This window comes from Leptospira neocaledonica (assembly GCF_002812205.1).
In the GTDB taxonomy this organism is placed as follows: domain Bacteria; phylum Spirochaetota; class Leptospiria; order Leptospirales; family Leptospiraceae; genus Leptospira_B; species Leptospira_B neocaledonica.
Map to the genome: position 1 here is coordinate 1 of NZ_NPEA01000016.1, position 18,855 is coordinate 18,855.

General features: G+C 36.8%; 24 protein-coding genes. All 24 read left to right on the forward strand.

The window, feature by feature from the left end:
• Nucleotides 1-241 precede the first annotated feature (241 nt).
• Complete coding sequence (locus CH365_RS19450) at nt 242-1,111, forward strand: hypothetical protein (RefSeq protein ID WP_125226340.1); 870 nt, start codon at nt 242-244, stop codon at nt 1,109-1,111.
• A 7-nt stretch (nt 1,112-1,118) separates the two neighbouring features.
• A complete protein-coding gene (locus CH365_RS19455) occupies nt 1,119-2,060 on the forward strand; it encodes a hypothetical protein (RefSeq protein ID WP_125226341.1) in 942 nt (313 codons plus the stop codon).
• Nucleotides 2,061-2,259: 199 nt separating this feature from the next.
• Nucleotides 2,260-3,033, forward strand: a complete 774-nt coding sequence (locus CH365_RS19460; RefSeq protein ID WP_100770215.1) for a hypothetical protein — start codon at nt 2,260-2,262, stop codon at nt 3,031-3,033.
• 245 nt (nt 3,034-3,278) lie between these two features.
• Nucleotides 3,279-3,557, forward strand: coding sequence for a type II toxin-antitoxin system RelE/ParE family toxin (locus tag CH365_RS19465; protein WP_100770216.1), 279 nt, complete (start codon nt 3,279-3,281; stop codon nt 3,555-3,557).
• 11 nt (nt 3,558-3,568) lie between these two features.
• Nucleotides 3,569-3,856 carry a HigA family addiction module antitoxin gene (locus CH365_RS19470; RefSeq protein ID WP_100770217.1) on the forward strand — a complete coding sequence of 96 codons (288 nt, stop codon included), beginning with the start codon at nt 3,569-3,571 and terminating at the stop codon, nt 3,854-3,856.
• A 196-nt stretch (nt 3,857-4,052) separates the two neighbouring features.
• Complete coding sequence (locus tag CH365_RS20110; protein ID WP_244283332.1) at nt 4,053-4,313, forward strand: hypothetical protein; 261 nt, start codon at nt 4,053-4,055, stop codon at nt 4,311-4,313.
• A gap of 51 nt (nt 4,314-4,364) precedes the next feature.
• Nucleotides 4,365-4,928 carry a hypothetical protein gene (locus CH365_RS20115; RefSeq protein WP_244283333.1) on the forward strand — a complete coding sequence of 188 codons (564 nt, stop codon included), beginning with the start codon at nt 4,365-4,367 and terminating at the stop codon, nt 4,926-4,928.
• Between the two features lie 348 nt (nt 4,929-5,276).
• Nucleotides 5,277-5,567, forward strand: a complete 291-nt coding sequence (locus CH365_RS19480) for a hypothetical protein (RefSeq protein ID WP_125226342.1) — start codon at nt 5,277-5,279, stop codon at nt 5,565-5,567.
• A gap of 220 nt (nt 5,568-5,787) precedes the next feature.
• The gene (locus tag CH365_RS19485; protein WP_125226343.1) at nt 5,788-6,810 is read left to right on the forward strand and encodes a hypothetical protein; all 1,023 of its coding nucleotides are present in this window, start codon (nt 5,788-5,790) and stop codon (nt 6,808-6,810) included.
• 172 nt (nt 6,811-6,982) lie between these two features.
• On the forward strand, nt 6,983-7,585 hold the full coding sequence (locus tag CH365_RS19490) for a hypothetical protein (RefSeq protein ID WP_165782637.1): 603 nt from the start codon (nt 6,983-6,985) through the stop codon (nt 7,583-7,585).
• Nucleotides 7,586-7,799: 214 nt separating this feature from the next.
• A complete protein-coding gene (locus tag CH365_RS19495; protein WP_100770221.1) occupies nt 7,800-8,447 on the forward strand; it encodes an alpha/beta hydrolase in 648 nt (215 codons plus the stop codon).
• A gap of 208 nt (nt 8,448-8,655) precedes the next feature.
• Nucleotides 8,656-9,210, forward strand: a complete 555-nt coding sequence (locus tag CH365_RS19500; RefSeq protein ID WP_100770222.1) for a hypothetical protein — start codon at nt 8,656-8,658, stop codon at nt 9,208-9,210.
• A 197-nt stretch (nt 9,211-9,407) separates the two neighbouring features.
• Nucleotides 9,408-9,998, forward strand: a complete 591-nt coding sequence (locus CH365_RS19505) for a DUF4145 domain-containing protein (protein WP_100770223.1) — start codon at nt 9,408-9,410, stop codon at nt 9,996-9,998.
• 218 nt (nt 9,999-10,216) lie between these two features.
• The gene (locus tag CH365_RS19510) at nt 10,217-10,642 is read left to right on the forward strand and encodes a hypothetical protein (protein ID WP_100770224.1); all 426 of its coding nucleotides are present in this window, start codon (nt 10,217-10,219) and stop codon (nt 10,640-10,642) included.
• A 641-nt stretch (nt 10,643-11,283) separates the two neighbouring features.
• Nucleotides 11,284-11,841 (forward strand): hypothetical protein, encoded by a 558-nt coding sequence (locus CH365_RS19515; protein WP_125226344.1) that lies wholly within the window; start codon nt 11,284-11,286, stop codon nt 11,839-11,841.
• Nucleotides 11,842-12,120: 279 nt separating this feature from the next.
• A complete protein-coding gene (locus CH365_RS19520; RefSeq protein WP_004503550.1) occupies nt 12,121-12,366 on the forward strand; it encodes a DUF4160 domain-containing protein in 246 nt (81 codons plus the stop codon).
• Nucleotides 12,347-12,613 (forward strand): DUF2442 domain-containing protein, encoded by a 267-nt coding sequence (locus CH365_RS19525; protein WP_100770226.1) that lies wholly within the window; start codon nt 12,347-12,349, stop codon nt 12,611-12,613. The genes CH365_RS19520 and CH365_RS19525 overlap by 20 nt, the downstream gene beginning before the upstream one ends.
• Before the next feature lie 259 nt (nt 12,614-12,872).
• On the forward strand, nt 12,873-13,301 hold the full coding sequence (locus CH365_RS19530; RefSeq protein WP_100770227.1) for a c-type cytochrome: 429 nt from the start codon (nt 12,873-12,875) through the stop codon (nt 13,299-13,301).
• Between the two features lie 207 nt (nt 13,302-13,508).
• Entirely contained in the window at nt 13,509-13,931 is a 423-nt protein-coding gene (locus tag CH365_RS19535; RefSeq protein WP_100770228.1) for a hypothetical protein, read from the forward strand.
• A 260-nt stretch (nt 13,932-14,191) separates the two neighbouring features.
• Nucleotides 14,192-14,641: a hypothetical protein gene (locus CH365_RS19540; protein WP_208861248.1), complete on the forward strand. Its 450-nt coding sequence runs from the start codon at nt 14,192-14,194 to the stop codon at nt 14,639-14,641.
• A 721-nt stretch (nt 14,642-15,362) separates the two neighbouring features.
• Complete coding sequence (locus CH365_RS19545; RefSeq protein WP_100770229.1) at nt 15,363-15,653, forward strand: type II toxin-antitoxin system HigB family toxin; 291 nt, start codon at nt 15,363-15,365, stop codon at nt 15,651-15,653.
• 3 nt (nt 15,654-15,656) lie between these two features.
• Nucleotides 15,657-16,058, forward strand: coding sequence for a helix-turn-helix domain-containing protein (locus tag CH365_RS19550; protein ID WP_100770230.1), 402 nt, complete (start codon nt 15,657-15,659; stop codon nt 16,056-16,058).
• Between the two features lie 194 nt (nt 16,059-16,252).
• Nucleotides 16,253-17,002 (forward strand): hypothetical protein, encoded by a 750-nt coding sequence (locus tag CH365_RS19555; protein WP_100770231.1) that lies wholly within the window; start codon nt 16,253-16,255, stop codon nt 17,000-17,002.
• Nucleotides 17,003-17,189: 187 nt separating this feature from the next.
• On the forward strand, nt 17,190-17,993 hold the full coding sequence (locus CH365_RS19560; protein WP_100770232.1) for a hypothetical protein: 804 nt from the start codon (nt 17,190-17,192) through the stop codon (nt 17,991-17,993).
• The last annotated feature ends 862 nt before the right edge of the window (nt 17,994-18,855 follow it).

The following is an 18,855-nucleotide window of genomic DNA, read 5'->3' on the forward strand; positions in this document are numbered from 1 at the left end:
TTGCGCGGTCTGCAAATCATACTTTTCTTTTGACGTTACCGGAAAGCGACTGATATCTTAATTACGTCCACTGCGTCTAACTATCGGCTTATCGCTGCGCTTCGAGATTGCTACGCAACTCTCGCTTGGGCTGCGCCAAATTTTGCTTTGTCACTCATCTTGCAAAGCAAGCTTCGTGCCAAGTGCTTACGCACGCGCAAAACGTCGATAACCCTTGGTCGTTAAACGCCATAGCAAAATTATGATTAACTTCCAATTTCAGGATTATTATCGCTTCTTTGTTTCCTTAGGGATAATTCTCATTTCGTTGGCATTTATTGTGCCTTGGCTATTTTTGAAGAACGATTTCGATATAATTATTCCACTAGATAAATACAATTCACTTTCGGAAGCAGGAAAAAAGATCGTTGATTCTAAACTTTCACTAATATCATACATATATATTTGGATGCCATATTACTTTTTTGCTTCAAGTTTTTTTGGCTTAGTTTCATTGACTTATGGTTTACTAAATTGGAAGAAAGGGCAGAAGGTAATAGACTTGGAGATAGCAGAAAAACTTCGAACATTTCAAGAAAATACTACCCTAGTTAAAGAAAGTGAAAGGAAAGATATTGTTAAAAGTATAATTGCTTCAGAATATAATATTAAAAATAAAGAGAGTCTAAACGTAAAAATTCAGAAATATGTCGATGTAGAACGGCAAATCATTAAGATTCTGTTAGAATTTAATAGCTTTAATTATTCAATTCTAACAGAGCGAAAGGTGGGAGAACATTATTTCGATGCTATTCTTATCCCTACTAATAAATTACAATATGAATGTATCGTTAGCGTGAAGTATTTAACTAAAAAGTTAGATACCAATAAACTTCAGGAAATTATTACAAATAACCTCGCATTAAAATCTGCATATTCAAGTGTAATGAATAGCCTACCGCTATTGCTGAATATCATTGTTGTTCCAACAAAGACCAGTGATGATACGAAAGTCGTCGATAAATTTGAAAAAGACGAAAAACTAAAAAGAGTAAAAACTGTGCTAATCGCCGAATCGGAGATTAACGATTTATCCGATTTAGGCCACCTTGCTGACAGATTAAAGCTGTGATAGAATTTTGCAACGGCGTTTAACTTTCGGCTCTGACGCATCGCTTCGGGATTGTTTCACAACCCTCGCTCGGCCTTCGGCACATTTTGCTTCTGTCACTCATCTTGCAGAGCAAGCCTCATGCCATTGCAAAACGTCGTCAAGCCTTGGTCGTTATACGAAACGGTCAAAAATATTCGTAGTCAAAAACGACCTTTTCAAGCCACTTGAAGAAATGAAAAGTAAAACTATATTACTAATCGCTTCCGTATTTTTTGGAATATTTATTGCACTAGTAAGAGCCTTGTTTCAGAAGAATTTGGAAAGTCAAAATTTCATATTGTTGCTTTCAGCAATTTCTTTATTAACATCTATAATACTATTCAGAGTCTCCTATAAGAAATATAAAATAGACTATAGTGGATCGAAAAATGGGTATAGAACTTTAAACAAAATTAAATTCGACAAGGAAGCGAAAAATAAATCGATCTACAAATTTGATTATTCAATTGAGTTTGATGACGTGGCTAAATATCAAAAATTTCTTCAAACTCAATTTCCGAAATATATATTAATTTCTTCTTTCCTTCTATATACTATCGTAAGTGTCTTAATTTTATTTGGGGTCTTTGAATATAATGCTAATATTAAATATTTTTCCTTATCCGTTGCTATAATAGCTTTATATTTTCTATCAAAAACAACCGGAAAGATTTCGAATCTTGATATTTACACTGGCGTTACGAAGTTAGGAAAATTTGAATTTTCGTTTGATGAAGTAGGCTTTACAAGATCAAATGCATTTTTTAATTCATTCTATAACTGGGAAATTATCGCTTCTTTTATTTTGACTGAAGAATATTTATACCTTATGTTTTCTCGCTTCGAAGGGATTATTATTCCTATTGGAAATATTCCGAAAAATATCAATGAAGAACTTGTACGAGTCATTAATGACCGCTTCGTCTAACTATCGGCTCTGACGCAGCGCTTCGGGATGCTTACGCACCCTCGCTTGGCCTTCGGCACATTGGCTCCAGTCACGACTTTTGCAGAGCAAAAGGTCGCGCCTGTCCCTAACGTCTCTCCGAGGCTCAGGGTCGCCAACGTCGTCAAGCCTTGGTCGTTAGCCGAAATGTGGTCAAAAAAATGTATAAAGAGGAAGAAGATTGATAACAATATATAAATCAAGTAATTACCAGGAAATAGAGCTATTTAGGTCAGTTCTTGATAGTGAAGAAATTAATTCTTTTGTTAAAGGGAACGAACTGAATGCTCTAAAATATGCATTACCAGAGAATGATGCACTAGTAGAACTATGCGTTGCTGAGAAAGATTTGTTATCTGCTCTTTACTTGCTAAAACTTCCATTGACTGAAGAGTTATTGGAAATTATACAAGGATTCTCTAAGTTTAATCATCCGAATGATAATATTGATAACTCGAAAACAAAAAATCAAGGCTTCGGAAATATAGGTCTTTTAACTATTTCCATATTGATTGTGGGTATAGTTGCTTTACTAATAAACTACTTTGATATTAAAGCTAAGTATAATGCTCTAAATTTAGATTTAAATTCTGATTTGCATGTATATTCTGAATACGATAATGTTGAAAACTGTATTCTTTCATATTACAAACAGAATGATAAATTGAGTTCATGGATATGCTACGGTGAAGACGGTCAGCCGATTAGTAATAAGTCGTACGATAATCATGGAAAAATAGACGTTTATTTTTTCCATGATACCCCTTCGAAAAATTTCGATCACTATATAGGGTATGACGTTAATGGATTAAAGACCTCAGAAGGCTTTGATACAGATCACGATGCTAGATTCGATAAAACTGTTTATTTTGATGAATTAGGAAAAGAAATTAGATCTGAAATAGATCGTAATTCGAACGGAAGAATAGAAAAATCGGAAATTATAAATAAGTAAATCGTATACTGACCACACTTCGGCTAACTATCGGCTCTGACGCAGCGCTTCGGGATGCTTACGCACCCTTGCTTGGCCTTCGGCACATTTCGCTTTGTCACTCGTCTTGCAAAGCAAGCCTCGTGCCAAGTCCTTACGGACTCGCGAAACGTCGTCAAGCCTTGGTCGTTATGCGGACAGTTTGGCTAAATCTACTGTAGAAATAAAGGGTTGACAATGTAACCCATTAGGTTACATTTGTAACATTGATAATTTCCTTTAAACATAAGGGTATTGAACAGTTTTTTGAAACTGGTAGTAAGAAAGGAATACAAGCAGATCACGCTAGTAAATTAGCTAGACTTCTAGATAGATTAGATTCATCTACTTCACCGAAGGACATGGATTTGCCCGCATACAGGTTGCATACTCTAAAGGGACGAGAAAAAGGTAGGTGGTCAGTATGGGTAAACGGAAATTGGCGCCTTACTTTTGAATTTGAAGGCGAAAATGTTATATTGGTTGATTATGAGGACTATCACTAAGGAAAGACTTTATGAATAAAAGAAAACCTACTCATCCTGGTGAGATTTTATTAGAAGATGTGATAAAGCCTCTAGGATTAACTATAACTGAGGCTGCGAAAGATTTAGATGTGTCTCGTAAAACTCTTTCAGAAATTGTGAATGGAAAAAGTCCTGTTACGCCTGAAATGGCTGTGAGAATTGCTATTGCTACAAATACTTCTGCAGAGAGCTGGCTGAATATGCAGACCAAATTAGATTTGTGGACCGCGATGCAGGAAAAACCTAAAAATATAATTAAATTTCCTATTTCAGCATAGTAATTTTTCATAATAAGCCAAACCGTCGCATAACTATCGGCTTGGCGTTGCGCTTCGGGATGCTGCGCACCCTCGCTCCAGGCTTCGCCACATTTCGCTTTGGCACTCGTCTTGCAGAGCAAGCTCATGCCAAGTGCTTCGCACTCGCGAAACGTCGTCAAGCCTTGGTCGTTATGCGCCAGGCCCAAATATTCTTATGTACGAAATATATAGTGACGAAACAGGACATGAAAAGTTTCGAGGAATTGGTTCCATCAGTGGGCATAGAGATAATATAGCGGAACTAAGAAAAGAACTATCACAGATACTGACGGGTCATGCTGTAACTAGTGTTGAATGGAAAAATATTACTGGAGATAGTAAAAAAGAAAAGGCAGCCATTGCAATGGCGCAGGCAGTCATTAATTACGCCCATAAGCTAAAAATTCGTGTCGATATTCTATTATGGGATTGTTGAGATAGCAGGCATACTATTGCGGGAATTGATCATATAAAGAATCTTGAATATATGTATTATAAACTTTTACGCTGGGTAAAGCAGCAATGGTTACATGGCGGAGAAGAATGGTGTTTTTATCCCGATGAACACACCGGAATAAATTGGGAGAGTATTATTGAAGTAATCGAAAATACCGATTTACATAAAAAAAAGGACTTCGCTCCGGAACTATTCGATATTTTTCCGAAGAGGAGATTCATCAGAGTTCAAGATCATGCTCAAGTCATTTCCGAGAAAGAACCTCTTGTACAAGCTATAGATTTATTTTCCGGTTTACATCGATTTAGCAGAGAAAATGGAGATCTGATATTTACAGAAATATTCGGTGAGCAAGATCAACACACTTTCTTCGAGCCAATTGCAGATCCGGAAAAGATTTCTCGAGGTAATAGGAGTAAGATTACTGTTTTTCATAAAGTTTATAAAGCCTGTTCGGATAAAAGTATGTATATTTCTTTTAAAGAACGAAGATATTTGTGGTCCCGGAAAAAAGAAAAGAATATGAATTTTTGGTTTTATGAGCCAATGGGCGAATTAGATAAAGCTCCTAAAAAGGGTGGGCCCAGCGCATAACTATCGGTGCTTCCGCTACGCTTCGAGCTCGCTAACGCGACTCTCGCTCGGGCTTCGCCACATTTGCTTCTGTCACTCGTCTTGCAGAGCAAGCCTCGCGCCATTGCAAACGTCGGAACACCTTGGTCGTTAGACGAAATAACCATAAAGTTTAACGTATTAGCTAAAGTTCTATTCTGTTTTCTAAAGAATTTGTTTTTAAGCTTATTTATCGGGAAAATATAAAAAGCATTCATTATGGAACTAATTTTCGAAATAGTATGGGTGATAATTGTTGAAGTGTTTGGAAAATACATAACTGATTCGATAACCAAGGACGTTATGGTGATATTGAGAAGATCGAAGTTTATGGAATCTTTCTTTTCTGTCATTGGATATATTATCTTTGGATCGATAGTAGGTTATGTGAGCATGCTTGTTTTTCCAAAGTTTTTGCTTAAAAACCATAGCTTGCAAATGGCAAATTTGGTTTTTATTCCGATTATTTCCGCATTAATAATTTGTTTTGTCAGCAATTGGCGTAAAAAGCTTCCTCTTTTTAAAATAGAATTTGAAATATTTATTTCTGCTTACGTGTTTGCTTTTACAGTATCATTTATTCGATATTGTTTTTTAGATATAACAAAACCATTTTGGTAACCCTGTTAGAGTTCTAACTTACTTGTAATGCATGGTTACTTCGTCTAACTATCGGCTCTGACGCATCGCTTCGGGATGCTACGCACCCTCGCTTGGCCTTCGGCACATTTCGCTTTGTCACTCGCCTTGCGGGGCAAGTCTCGCGCCAAGTCTTTACGGACTCGCAAAACGTCGTCAAGCCTTGGTCGTTAGACGACATTTGCAAATAAGATTAGATATAATGAATTACGCTCAATTTATTCAAATAGAAGATGGTCATCAGGGTTTAATTGATAAGTTCGACTGGTTAAAAGCGAGTGGAATCGAAGACTACAAAAGAAAAGCTCTCGATATTTTTAATCTTAAAAAATTTCCTAAAAAGAATGATTCTCAATTAATTCAACAGATCATTCCAAGAACTCCGAAAGACTTCGAAAAAAAAGAATTAACTAAGAGTTATTATATATCCAATTCAATATGCTTTATTGATACAATTAATTGGATTTTAAGTGCTGAATTTGTAGAGCAATTTAGAGTCTACGTGCCTGAAGAAAATAAAGATACTATTGTTTTTAATTATGCAGATCTATTTCAGCATATTCTTTTTGAAGGTTTATATAATCTTGCAAGATATGAAGCCATTATATTAAAAAGAAAACCCGAATTTACTGGGTATAAAAACCCAATACATCATTCGATAGAGATGCATTTATTTGCTAAGCAAATCGTCTTTGGCCAAAGCTCATTTCATGCTTTTAGGGATAGGGAGCCAGATTTAGCAGTTTCTATTATTAGGCAAATGGTAGAAATTAGGTTACGGAATGCTTTTGGTATTTATGGACTCTATAACAGAAAACAAGACATCTTCGAACCACTCCCTATGAGTTTAATTTTCGATATTTTAAAAAAATACAAAGATAAAATTGATCTTTCAATACCATTAGAGGATATCATTAGAATCTATGGCTGGGCAAATATATATCTCCACTCAGGGCTAAGAAATGAAATTTGGAAGATAATTTTATCTCTAAGATACTTAGATACTTTTATGACGGGCAAAAAAACTCAGGCTGGCTCAAGTGTTGATTGGGGAATTGAAACTGACCAATCAACAATCAAAAATATTCATAATGATTTACACAAATTATTTAATAATCCAAAGGGGTTCTGGAAAAGGCTTCTATCTTTTGCTAAGAAAGAAAAATTCTACGAACTAGTGACTAGTAATCCGCAAGTTAAACTTAATAAAACAAACGTCGTCTAACTATCGGTGCCTCCGCGCCGCTCGGGGCCTGCGTACGCAACCCGCTCGCTTGGGCTTCGCCACATTCGCTTCTGTCACTTTGTTTGCAAAGCAAACTCGCGCCATTGCGAACGTCGGAGCACCTTGGTCGTTAGGCGCCATATTCTGCAATTTATTGATTTACAAGGAAACTATGAAAGCTACTAAACTATTACTCTTTATTCTATTGATATTGCCATTATCAGCTAATTTTGCAGATGATGAAGGGACGGGCGAGTTAGTGGTTATCAAGCCATCTCAATTGAGAGAAGAACCTTCTCCTGACTCGAAGTTGATCTTTAATCTATATCCGACATTGCTTATTAAAAGAAAACTTGAAGAGTCTAATGGTTGGATTAAAGTCGATAGCGGCTTTTGTACGCTAAAGAAGGAACATGAAATTTGTAATTCAGCCGAAGGATATATACCATCAGAAGCTTTGGCAAAATTTGATCGAAGCAAATTTGTTGAGTTGAAACTCCCAATGACAATCAAGTTTACCAATTTTAATTCTAATCCTGAACTTAAATATGTTTTAGAAAAGGACGGATCTTTCTATCATTTTGATCCAATGTGTGGTGGAGGAACTGGAAAATGCGGAAAGAGCAAACTTTTTAGGATTCATAATATAATTTGGGGAAAGCCACTTGCCAGTGATTTCGTTTATAAATTTTTTATAAATGAAAAAGGGCAAATATGTGCTCCTTACCCTGGAAAAGATCATAACTATCCGTGCAGCCAAGAATCAATTAAGTAGTGGAATTAGAATACGGCGCCTAACTATCGGCTTATCGCTACGCTTCGAGATTGCTATGCAACTCTCGCTTGGCCTTCGGCACATTTCGCTTTGTCACTCGTCTTGCAAGGCAAGTCTCGCGCCAAGTGCTTGCGCACTCGCGAAACGTCGTCAAGCCTTGGTCGTTAGGCGCCAGTTGCGTTATATTTAATAGTAATCCAAGAAATAGAAAATAGTGAAAAATATATATCTGATCAGCGGCTTAGGGGCTGATGAAAGAGTTTTTCGAAATATTGATTTTAGAGGTGAAAATCCAAAGCATATTCGTTGGATAAATCCTTTTATAAATGAATCTCTCGAAAGTTATTCAAAAAGACTTCTAAATCAGATAGAATCTAAGAATGAGTTAATTTTGATCGGGGTTTCTTTTGGCGGAATAATTGCGAGTGAAATTGCTAAACATGTTATAGCAAAGAAAATCATTATCATTTCGAGTATTAAATCTAGTTTTGAAAAACCGTTAATTTATCGTATTATTAACTTTTCGGGATTAATAAATTTAATTCCATCATTTTTACTGAAACTTTATAATCCAATTCTGGCTTATTTCTTTGGGATTTCATCATTAGAAGATAAAGAGTTATTAAAAAGTTTTCTTTCTAAAACTGACGGAAGATTTATAAAATGGGCTCTTAAGTCCATATTAAAATGGAATAATGAAATGTATCCACCTTACTTGTTTCATATTCATGGAAGCAACGATATGTTATTTCCGAGTAGATTGATAGGTCAGGTGATATTGATAGCTGATGGGGGACATTTTATGGTTCTTAATAAAGCAGAAGAAATATCTCTGAAACTAAGAGAGATTTTAAAAGATTAGTAATAAACGCAACCAGCGCTTAACTATCGGCTTGGCACTGCGCTTCGAGATGCTTGCGCACTCTCGCTTGGCCTCCGGCACATTGGCTCAGTCACTCGAATTGCAAAGCAATTCTCGTGCCTGTCTTCGCGAATGCTCAGCACGCCAACGTCGTCAAGCCTTGGTCGTTAGCTGCAATTTACGCGGAATCTAATATTAGGAACGAATATTGGCTATAGAAAAAATAGGAATGAGAAGATCAAAAATTGAATATTTAGGAGATCGAATTCAGATAACGATTCCTTCGAGGAAAAATTGGCTATCAATTATTCTTCAAACTTTTTGGTTAGGAGGGTGGTTGTTCGGTGAGATTATGGTGCCGGCTTTTCTTTTCGTTGGTCCAATACTATCTTTAGAAAAATTATTTATGCTTCTTTGGTTAGCAATTTGGACAATTGGAGGTGGGTATGTTATCTATAATATTTTTTGGAGTTTAGTGGGAAAAGAAATTATAACCTTCTCATATGACAGATTAAAAATTGAAAAGAAAATCTTTCAGATAAATTTTGTAAAAGTATACTCTATGATGGACGCAAGTGATTTTCGTATATCTACTTCGTCTCCATCTAATGCTTGGTATTATAGGAATTATCCACCATATTTGACGGGTTTGATATCTTTCGATTATGGAATGAAAACAATTAAGTTTGCGACTGAAATTGATGAAGCTGAGGCGAAATATCTTCTCGAAGAGATGCAGAAGAATGGTTTTATAAGCGCGTAAACTGCAGCTAACTATCGGCTCTGACGCATCGCTTCGAGATCGCTGCGCGACTCTCGCTTGGCCTCCGGCACATTCCGCTTTGTCACTCGTCTTGCAGAGCAAGCCTCGTGCCAAGTGCTAAGCACACGCGAAACGTCGTCAAGCCTTGGTCGTTATGCGCAAGTGCTCGAGAAATAATCTATTTAAAGTAAAATTCAATGACAAATTTAAACCCACAATTAGAACTTCCGCGTTGCCCACACTGCCAAGTAGCCAGACCAAACCTATCATCTGTGTTTCATTTTGAATCAAGAGATCACGCAGGTGCTGATCTGAGAAGATGGCGAGTTTATAATTGCACGAGTTGCGGGGGACTCACAACTGCTTATGCTCTAAATTTTAATCAAACGGTAATAGACTCATTTCCAAAATCAATGATGGTTGATGATGACATACCAGAAAGACCTAGACATTTTTTACAACAAGCTCTAGATTCTTTACACGCTCCCTCCGGATCTATAATGTTATCCGCGAGTTGTGTTGATTCTATGTTAAAAATGAAGGGTTATAATGAAGGTAATCTATACAGTCGTATTGATAAAGCAGCGCAAAATCACCTAATTACCAATGATATGGCTGCATGGGCACATGAAGTAAGACTTGATGCTAATGATCAACGTCACGCAGACGAAAATGCTTCGTTACCAACTATAGAAGATGCAAAACGGGTAATAGATTTCGTAATATCTTTCGGTCAATATTTATTTGTCCTTCCTGCAAAAATCCAAAGAGGATTGAAGCATAACTAAATAGGAAAATATCCGAGTACCTGCGCATAACTGTCGGTGCTTCCGCTCCGCTTCGAGCTTGCTTCGCAACTCTCGCTCGGGCTTCGCCACATTTGCGTCTGTCACTCGTCTTGCATAGCAAGCCTCTCGCCATTGCAAACGTCGGAACACCTTGGTCGTTAGACGCAATGGCAAAATATTCTCTTTCATTATATAGAAGGTAATTAGTAAATAAGATTATGTTGAAAGAAAATTTTTGGATAATGAGAGTTGCCCTAAGCTTTATTCTTATAGGAAGCCTATTAAAAGGACTTATAATCTTCTTTCAATATTCCATTGTTCTAAGTGATGCAGCCAATAAAGATGGAGCGACATTAACTGGTCTTTTCCTCAGTATTGATATAGTCGGGTCTATATTATATATGATTTCAATATATCAATTCGCTAGTAAGAATTCAAATGTTAGTGTATTAATCATCATAATCTATAATATTTTTATTATTAGTCAATCTTTCTTAATCGATGGAATGGGACTACCAAGATTTGAAGATGCATTAGTTTGGGACACCATAGGATATATTCTTCCTACGTTTTCTATTATTTTGGCGATTATTTATTATAGGTTCTTTTTTTCATCTAAACAATCTGATAATAGCAAAGAATAGTTGTTATTGAAAGCCACTGCGTCTAACTATCGGGTTATCGCTGCGCTTCGAGATGCTTCGCACTCTTGCTTGGGCTGCGCCACATTTTGCTTTGTCACTCATCTTGCATGGCAAGCTTCGTGCCAAGTGCTTACGCACGCGCAAAACGTCGATAACCCTTGGTCGTTAGGCACAATATCGCGATCTCTTTTTCTTTTTTATTATATAAGTTTTGGATTTTACCTTAGAGCCGAATCACGATCTACTTAAGGTTAGGTCGCTTTTCACCCTTTTCTTGTTTTATATCGTAGGCTGAAAGATTAGCTACCATGTTAAAGATCTTATCTTAAACTCTTGTCGCCTTTATATTGGTAGCGTACGAAAAGAGTTCGCTACCTTATATTGTGAAAGTGAATTAGCCACTAATTTGCTTTTATTCTGTTAGAAGATTTTATAGAGTAGGGCTGGGTGCATCGTGTTAGGAGCCCTACTGCGCCTAACTATCGGCTTATCGCTGCGCTTCGAGATTGCTTGCGCAACTCTCGCTCGGGCTGCGCCACATTGGCTCAGTCACTCGAATTGCAGAGCAATTCTTGTGCCTGTCTTCGCTCTGCTCAGCTCGCCAACGTCGTCAAGCCTTGGTCGTTAGACGCCATAACGAAATGAAATTTACAATTATAACACTTATTAGTTTTCTATTCACATGTTCCGGAGTAACGTTTTCAAATAAGAGATTTGATACTTTGCTAAAGTATGATCCTACAAAAGAAGGCTGGTTAGCTTGCAAAATAGGAGAGATATCGCCGTTAAATAATAAACTTTGCCTGAAGAATACAAAGTATCTGATCTATTCAGAACAGAAAGAGCCTTTCATAATGTCTATAAATGACGAGTCCAAATGCGATAGAAAATGTCAGATATTGTATTCAGGAATGAATTCGAGATTGCGAACTGATCTACTTCACAGTTTTTTAGAAGATCTTAAGAGAAAAATTGCTAGTTATCAGCCTGACATGAGTATTTCAAAGTGTATTGATAAATCAGCAAACTCTCGCGGAAATACTTATGCTTTAATGAAAGTTTCAAATAATGAAAACCGATGTATTTGCGTGAATTATCTTGAGTTTGCAAAAGGCATAGAGGATTTAGCAGAAACAACATTAGAGTGTAGTAAGAAATCAGGTTATTCTGAATCTTATTATAAGTATGATTGGTACTAAATAGTTACGGCGTCTAACTTTCGGCTTGGCGTTACGCTTCGGGATGCTTGCGCACCCTCGCTCCAGGCTCCGCCACATTTCGCTTTGTCACTCGTCTTGCTAAGCAAGCCTCGCGCCAAGTCCTTACGGACTCGCGAAACGTCGGAGCACCTTGGTCGTTAGGCGACATGAAGCGCCCAATATTTTTCTTTATCAAACAATTTAGGAAAGCTCCAATTTACTAAACATATAAATAGTTTCTTTCTTGCTCCAAAGTTATATAATATGTAGATTGGCTGAATGCCTAAGGTTTTCGAGAGAAATGGATTTAAATTCTTCTTTTTTGCGAATGAGGGAAATCCGAGAGAACCAGTTCACATTCATGTAAGAAAGGGAGAGAAATTAGCTAAATTCTGGTTAAAGCCAAATGTTTTATTGGATGATAATTACGGATTCAGTTCAAAAGAGTTAAATTGGATTGAAGAAGAGATTGAAAAGAATTTAGATATAATTCAAGGTAAATGGAATGATTTCTTCGGTATCTGAAGCAAAGGCCCAAAAGATTTGGTTTGATGAAGATAATCTTTGGTTGTCTCTATATGATGGCAGAACTCTATCAGTACCTCTCGCATACTTTCCTAGATTAAGAAAAGCTAGTAAAGAGCAACTTCAAAAGTTTGAAATTAGCGGGGGAGGGATAGGGCTTCATTGGGATGATATCGATGAAGATATTAGTGTCCCTGGCTTACTTCTCGGTAATGGTGATCTTACCCAACACAATAAGATTGCATAAATTCCTCTTATCCAGGCGCTTCACGATCGCCTAACTATCGGCTCTGACGCAGCGCTTCGAGATGCTTCGCACTCTCGCTTGGCCTCCGGCACATTTCGCTTTGTCACTCGTCTTGCAGAGCAAGCCTCGCGCCAAGTCCTTACGGACTCGCGAAACGTCGTCAAGCCTTGGTCGTTAGGCGAAATGTTTCCAAATTAAATTTTAGAATGAATATTATTTTCGATCGCTAAAATTACAAAAAAGAGAGTTTATTTTACAAATGTATAGACCCAATTTTTTAAAAAGACTGAATACTTATCTAATAAATTTTATGATTCTTATGGTGATTTCGAATTGCGATATTTTCTCTCCTAAGAAAGAACAGGCGCAAATAGAATTAACGTCTACTAGTGGGCGCGTTGGGATAATTCGGGATGGTAAGACCATATACAAAGAATCGGGTTGTGAGCTCTGTCATTCATTGAATGGTGAACGATTGGTCGGCCCTCCTTTAAATGGGATTTATGGCAGAACTATAACTTTAAACACTGGGGAAAAAATTACAGGCAACTTCGACTATATAAAGGAGTCGATCTTGGATCCTAATAAATTAATAGTAAGTGGTTATCCGCCTGCGATGCCAAATTATACTGGTAGAATTACCGCCGATGAAATGGAGAAGTTAATTAACTATATAAGAGGATTTTAATGTTTTCTTTTTAAAGGAAACACTTCGCCTAACTATCGGCTTATCGCAGCGCTTCGAGATGCTTCGCAACTCTCGCTTGGCCTTCGGCACATTGGCTCAGTCACTCGAATTGCAGAGCAATTCTCGTGCCTGTCTTCGCTTTGCTCAGCTCGCCAACGTCGATAAGCCTTGGTCGTTAGACGCCATAAATTAAATAAAAGAAATTAGATGTTTCCATTTACTTATAAAGGCAAAATAAGATTAGCTAGAAGATTTAATGATAAAGAAAAAATATTGAATGAACTTCGTCAGAAATTTATTAAGAAAGGCGTCGAAGATTTCAAAATTACAAAAATTGGCTTAAAAATTCCTTCTCAGATTACTTTTAATAGAAATGCAGTAGGATTTTTGAATGAATGCGAAATATTAGTGAAAGAAAATGATGAAAACTTTTATTTTGAATATTGTATCTCATTCGAACCACTTTTTTCTGTCTCAATAATATCATTGCCATTGAGTGTATTAGCATTTTTAATTAATGGTCTTTCTGGTGTATTCATTTACTTTACATTTCTTGCTGTTCCATTTGTTATATTATATTTTATGATAATATTCGAATATTTATTTGTTCTGTTTGGATTTAAAGAATAGGTAAACAATTTACGGCGTCTAACTGTCGGTGCTTCCGCAGCGCTGCGGGATTGCTACGCAACCCTTGCTTGGCCTTCGGCACATTTGCTTCTGTCACTTCGTTTGCAGGGCAAACTCGTGCCATCGCCAACGTCGGAACACCTTGGTCGTTATGCGAAATTTTCTAAATCTCATCTAAAGACAGTAAAAAAGTGAAACTATTTAATCACATTACTCTAATTACCCTAATTCTCACCACTTCGAATTGCTTTTATGGAATTATGAGGTTTGCACCTAGAGAACATGTCAGTGATACCTTTGAAATTAATGACAAGAAAATCTCATTCGAAAGACCCAAAGACTTTCGAAATCCACCTTCATATTCAAAAAATGATATTGTCGCTAAATGGGGTCAGCCTTCAAAGACTGGTTTCCGTGATAACTGTAGCTATATTACTTACCGTGATGGTTTTACTTGGAACGTCATAGGAATTATCATTCTAATTATTCCAATACCAATCCTCATATTTCCCACTGGTTTTGACGAAAAGAAAATTTACTTTCTCGATGATAAAAATATTGCTTATAGCGAAAATTTCTATAATGATACACATTTCTTTGGTTATCTATGCGATGATAGAAGCTGTCGATTCCAGTTCGGAAAGACTTATCACTATAGTGAAAATGAAAGAAAACTATTACAATGCGTAAGCTCTGAAAAAATCGATTAATTGCTTATCTCTAGACAATTTAATTAATTAACTTTAATAATTAAAACCGAATTCCCGAACAGTATTACGCAGAAAACTTCGCATAACTAACGGTGCTTCCGCTCCGCTCGGGGCTCACTTCGTGACCCACTCGCTCGGGCTTCGCCACATTTGCTTCTGTCACTTCGTTTGCATGAGCAAACTCGTGCCATTGCAAACGTCGGAACACCTTGGTCGTTAGGCGGCAATATCGCGATCTCTTTTCCTTTTTTATTATATAAGTTTTGGATTTTACCTTAGAACGGAATCACGATCTACTTAAGGTTAGGTCGCTTTTCACCCTTTTCTTGTTTTATATCGTAGGCTGCTAGATTAGCTTCCATGTTAAAGATCTTATCTTAAACTCTTGCCACTTTCATATTGGATGGTACGAAAAGGGTTCGCTACCTTATATTGTAGGCGTAGATTAGTCACTAATTGACTTTTTCTCTATTAGAAGATTTTATAGAGCAGGGCTTTGGTGCATCGTGTTTGGTGCGATACTGCGTCTAACTATCGGCTCTGACGCTGCACTTCGGGATTGCTGCGCAACCCTCGTTTGGCCTTCGGCACATTTTGCTTTGTCACTCGCCTTGCGGTGGCAAGCCTTGGTCGTTATACGCAATCGCTAAAGCCTTATTTTTGGGAGAAAAAATAAGGGAAAATGCTTGCAATATCTCATTTTGAGATATTCTTTGTATAAGTGCATATAATTAGTTGGAAAAAGATCTCAGATTTTGTAATTAAGCATCCAAACTCGGGACCTTCTCTTAAAGGTTGGTTTAAGATAGTTCAAAATACGGATTTTAAAGATTTCAACGAACTTAGAAAAGTATTTAAAAGTGCAGATCAGGTGGGAAAATTTACAGTCTTTAATATTAGCGGAAACAATTTTAGATTAATTTCTGCAATTCATTATAATAGAAAGAAAGTCTTCATTCGGCATGTTTTAACACATTCGGAATATGATAAGGGAAAATGGAAGGAGGAATAAGATATGATTCTTGAATTAGAGCGCGTGAGAAATATTTGGCCAGAAGTTAAAGACCTTTTATCTGTTCCTCATTCTGATAAACAATACAAGAAACTATTAAAAGCTCTTGATGAATTGATAGATGAGGTTGGTAACAATGAAAAGCACCCATTGGCGCCTTTAATGGAAACCGTTGGAAATCTCATTGAAGAATATGAAAAGGACAACTTTGAATCTATTGATTCAGATCCCGTTGAGGTGTTAAAATATCTTATGGAAGAGAATGGACTTACTCAAAAGGATATGTCAGAGTTGGGTAGTCAGGGTGTTGTCTCTGAGATTTTAAATGGGAAAAGGGAATTGAATATTCGCCAAATTAAGGCATTGGGAAAGAAATTCAAAGTTTCTCCGGCAGTTTTTATCTGACTCAATAGATTAGCGACTGCGTATAACTATCGGTGCTTCCGCTACGCTTCGAGCTTGCTTACGCAACTCTTGCTCGGGCTACGCCACATTCGCTTCCGTCGCTTCATTTGCAAAGCAAACTCTTGCCGTTGCGAACGTCGGAACACCTTGGTCGTTATGCGAAATGTGGCAAAATTTATCCTAGGTAAACTAAAATGAGATTAGTATTTATAGTCATCATTCCGTTAATCATTTCTTTTATTGCACATCAAGTTGGAAAAGGGACTGAGTATTTCGATGCTATAAAAACAGGCATTGGATTTTTTATTGGATCAATGCTGTCTTTCTTTTATTCAACATTGCATAGCGCATTTCAAGAATCATACGAGCGTGAAAGGGAATATAGAAATAACTTAGCATCCATTGAAGTCATTCATTTAGATAATCTGAAGAAACTTAAGCAGTCGTTAATGATGTTTAATGGATTTAAAGATTCCATTTCTAATCGGAGCTTGATGGATTTAAATATAATTGAATTAAATACAAATATTAATGCGGCAGTAGGGATTTTAAATATCGAACTAAAGAGAAGCGTATTAAATGCATTAAGTGTATTGGAGGATACACAAACAAATTTACGTCAGATTCGTTTGTTTTATGAAAAGTTTTTACCCTCGATGAAAGAAGCTATTTTTAAGGATGACCAAGCTTTATATATGGAGTTGTTTAATGACTTAGGACAAAAGTTAAGTCCTTTAATTTCATACGTTACTATTTGCTTTCCAGATGCAATTCAAAGATCCCTAGACAGCCTTTCTTATGTGCAACAAGAAGCTTTAAATATTAAACCTTCATGGAAAGATAAGTATATATTTGGCTATGAGAATAAAGCATATGATTTCGTTCTGACCCAAGAAGAAATGAGTTATCGAGTTAAAGAGCTACGAGAAAAACTTAAAATTTAAAAGGTTGCCACACTTCGCATAACTATCGGCTCTGACGCTGCGCTTCGAGATTGCTACGCAACTCTCGCTTGGTCTTCAGCGCATTTCGCTTTGTCACTCGTTTTGCTGAGCAAAACTCACGCCAAGTCCTTACGGACTCGCAAAACGTCGATAAGCCTTGGTCGTTAGCCGCCATAGCTTAAAATATATGAAGATTGAAGAAGTATTTAAAACGGAAATCAAAGAAAGTAATTCAATTTTATCCTTTCAGACGACTGGAGGGGGATCCTGGGAAGTGTGGGATCGATTTATTGCTATTGATGGTAAGCAAGCATATCATATTGGCAATATCTGTGGAACTTGCAACTTTTTCTTTGAGCGAATGGAAGGTGCGAACCAAAAAGTTTCTCAAAAGAGTATTCTTGAGACATTATCAAATGATATTATAGAACTAAACTCTAACGAATACATGGAAATTGAAAAACTCATACCTAAGGGAAATTACTATGTTCTAAAGATAAGAATAGTTCCAAGGTATGTTCAGTTAGGGACAGCCGATGATTATTTTTCGAATGAACAAATTGAAGCTTGGGGAATCGACGGATTTTGGGGATTGCCTCATTATCCTAAAACTAATTACTATCGAATGGAGGATTATCAGGTTAATAAGACCAGTAAAATATATAATTTCCTAATACCGATGGTTCCTTCAAGTTGGTTGGACGACAAAACAATTAAAGATTATGAAATTAAGTTTTCTAACTCAATAATTCCTACGGCAATAGCAATCTCGCATTTAGATGTTAAGGAACCAGCTGTATATTCGGATGAAACGGTATTATCAGAGCATATTTGCTTCGCGAATTATCTTATTGATGGTCACCATAAGATATTTGCAAGTTCTCAAGTTGGCAAAGAAATCAGTTTAATATCTTTTCTCTCAGTTGATAATAACATAGCAAGCGAAGAAGATATAAAAAACTTTATAGGAAATCTAAGCAATGGCGGCTAACTATCGGCTTATCGCTGCGCTTCGAGATTGCTACGCAACTCTCGCTTGGGCTGCGCCACATTGGCTCAGTCACTCGAATTGCAGAGCAATTCTCGTGCCTGTCTTCGCTAATGCTCAGCTCGCCAACGTCGATAAGCCTTGGTCGTTAGCCGACATTACGCAATAGTAGTTGATATAGAATTTTGAAGTTGCATATTCAACTATATCAATTAATGACTCTTTATTAAATATACTGTTCAATGCTTGCACATACTTTTATAATCGATGAAGTAGTATCACTTTGGTTATATCTTCTATTTAAATTTCTTATAAATTTTTGGCTTGTTTCCCGAAGGCTTTACGACTTTAAATTTGAGAATCCTTGGACATATATTTTCAGTTTTTTACTGACACTAGCTGATTATCTTTACTTTCCTCTATTTCAATATTTACAAAGGATTCAGGAGTTTGATTCTTTCTACATTGCTATTCCTTTACTCTTTTTGATAAAGGGAGTAAGCTGGTCTTTAGTCGCTTTTATAAATACATATAGTAGTGACAAGTTATCAAGATATTCTTCTTGGTTATACGCGATTGTTTTATCTGCACTAGCCGATTTTCTTATAGCTTTGCCAGTTATATTTATAGGATTTTTAATTGCTGCTTTTTAAAGGTAACGTCGGCTAACTTTCGGCTTATCGCTGTGCTTCGAGATTGCTAACGCAACTCTCGCTTGGCCTTCGGCACATTGGCTCAGTCACTCGAATTGCAGAGCAATTCTCGTGCCTGTCTTCGCGAATGCTCAGCACGCCAACGTCGTCAAGCCTTGGTCGTTATGCGCAATGCGGCTGCGAAGGGCTTGACTCTTTAACATTATTCATCC

Bases quoted from the DNA above. Each gene is read 5' to 3' on its own strand.
- CH365_RS19450 (WP_125226340.1), top strand. From the start codon at position 242: ATGATTAACTTCCAATTTCAGGATTATTATCGCTTCTTTGTTTCCTTA.
- CH365_RS19470 (WP_100770217.1), top strand. From the start codon at position 3,569: ATGAATAAAAGAAAACCTACTCATCCTGGTGAGATTTTATTAGAAGAT.
- CH365_RS20110 (WP_244283332.1), top strand. From the start codon at position 4,053: ATGTACGAAATATATAGTGACGAAACAGGACATGAAAAGTTTCGAGGA.
- CH365_RS20115 (WP_244283333.1), top strand. From the start codon at position 4,365: ATGTATTATAAACTTTTACGCTGGGTAAAGCAGCAATGGTTACATGGC.
- CH365_RS19480 (WP_125226342.1), top strand. From the start codon at position 5,277: ATGGAATCTTTCTTTTCTGTCATTGGATATATTATCTTTGGATCGATA.
- CH365_RS19485 (WP_125226343.1), top strand. From the start codon at position 5,788: ATGAATTACGCTCAATTTATTCAAATAGAAGATGGTCATCAGGGTTTA.
- CH365_RS19490 (WP_165782637.1), top strand. From the start codon at position 6,983: ATGAAAGCTACTAAACTATTACTCTTTATTCTATTGATATTGCCATTA.
- CH365_RS19505 (WP_100770223.1), top strand. From the start codon at position 9,408: ATGACAAATTTAAACCCACAATTAGAACTTCCGCGTTGCCCACACTGC.
- CH365_RS19510 (WP_100770224.1), top strand. From the start codon at position 10,217: ATGTTGAAAGAAAATTTTTGGATAATGAGAGTTGCCCTAAGCTTTATT.
- CH365_RS19515 (WP_125226344.1), top strand. From the start codon at position 11,284: ATGAAATTTACAATTATAACACTTATTAGTTTTCTATTCACATGTTCC.
- CH365_RS19520 (WP_004503550.1), top strand. From the start codon at position 12,121: ATGCCTAAGGTTTTCGAGAGAAATGGATTTAAATTCTTCTTTTTTGCG.
- CH365_RS19525 (WP_100770226.1), top strand. From the start codon at position 12,347: ATGATTTCTTCGGTATCTGAAGCAAAGGCCCAAAAGATTTGGTTTGAT.
- CH365_RS19530 (WP_100770227.1), top strand. From the start codon at position 12,873: ATGTATAGACCCAATTTTTTAAAAAGACTGAATACTTATCTAATAAAT.
- CH365_RS19535 (WP_100770228.1), top strand. From the start codon at position 13,509: ATGTTTCCATTTACTTATAAAGGCAAAATAAGATTAGCTAGAAGATTT.
- CH365_RS19540 (WP_208861248.1), top strand. From the start codon at position 14,192: ATGAGGTTTGCACCTAGAGAACATGTCAGTGATACCTTTGAAATTAAT.
- CH365_RS19550 (WP_100770230.1), top strand. From the start codon at position 15,657: ATGATTCTTGAATTAGAGCGCGTGAGAAATATTTGGCCAGAAGTTAAA.
- CH365_RS19555 (WP_100770231.1), top strand. From the start codon at position 16,253: ATGAGATTAGTATTTATAGTCATCATTCCGTTAATCATTTCTTTTATT.
- CH365_RS19560 (WP_100770232.1), top strand. From the start codon at position 17,190: ATGAAGATTGAAGAAGTATTTAAAACGGAAATCAAAGAAAGTAATTCA.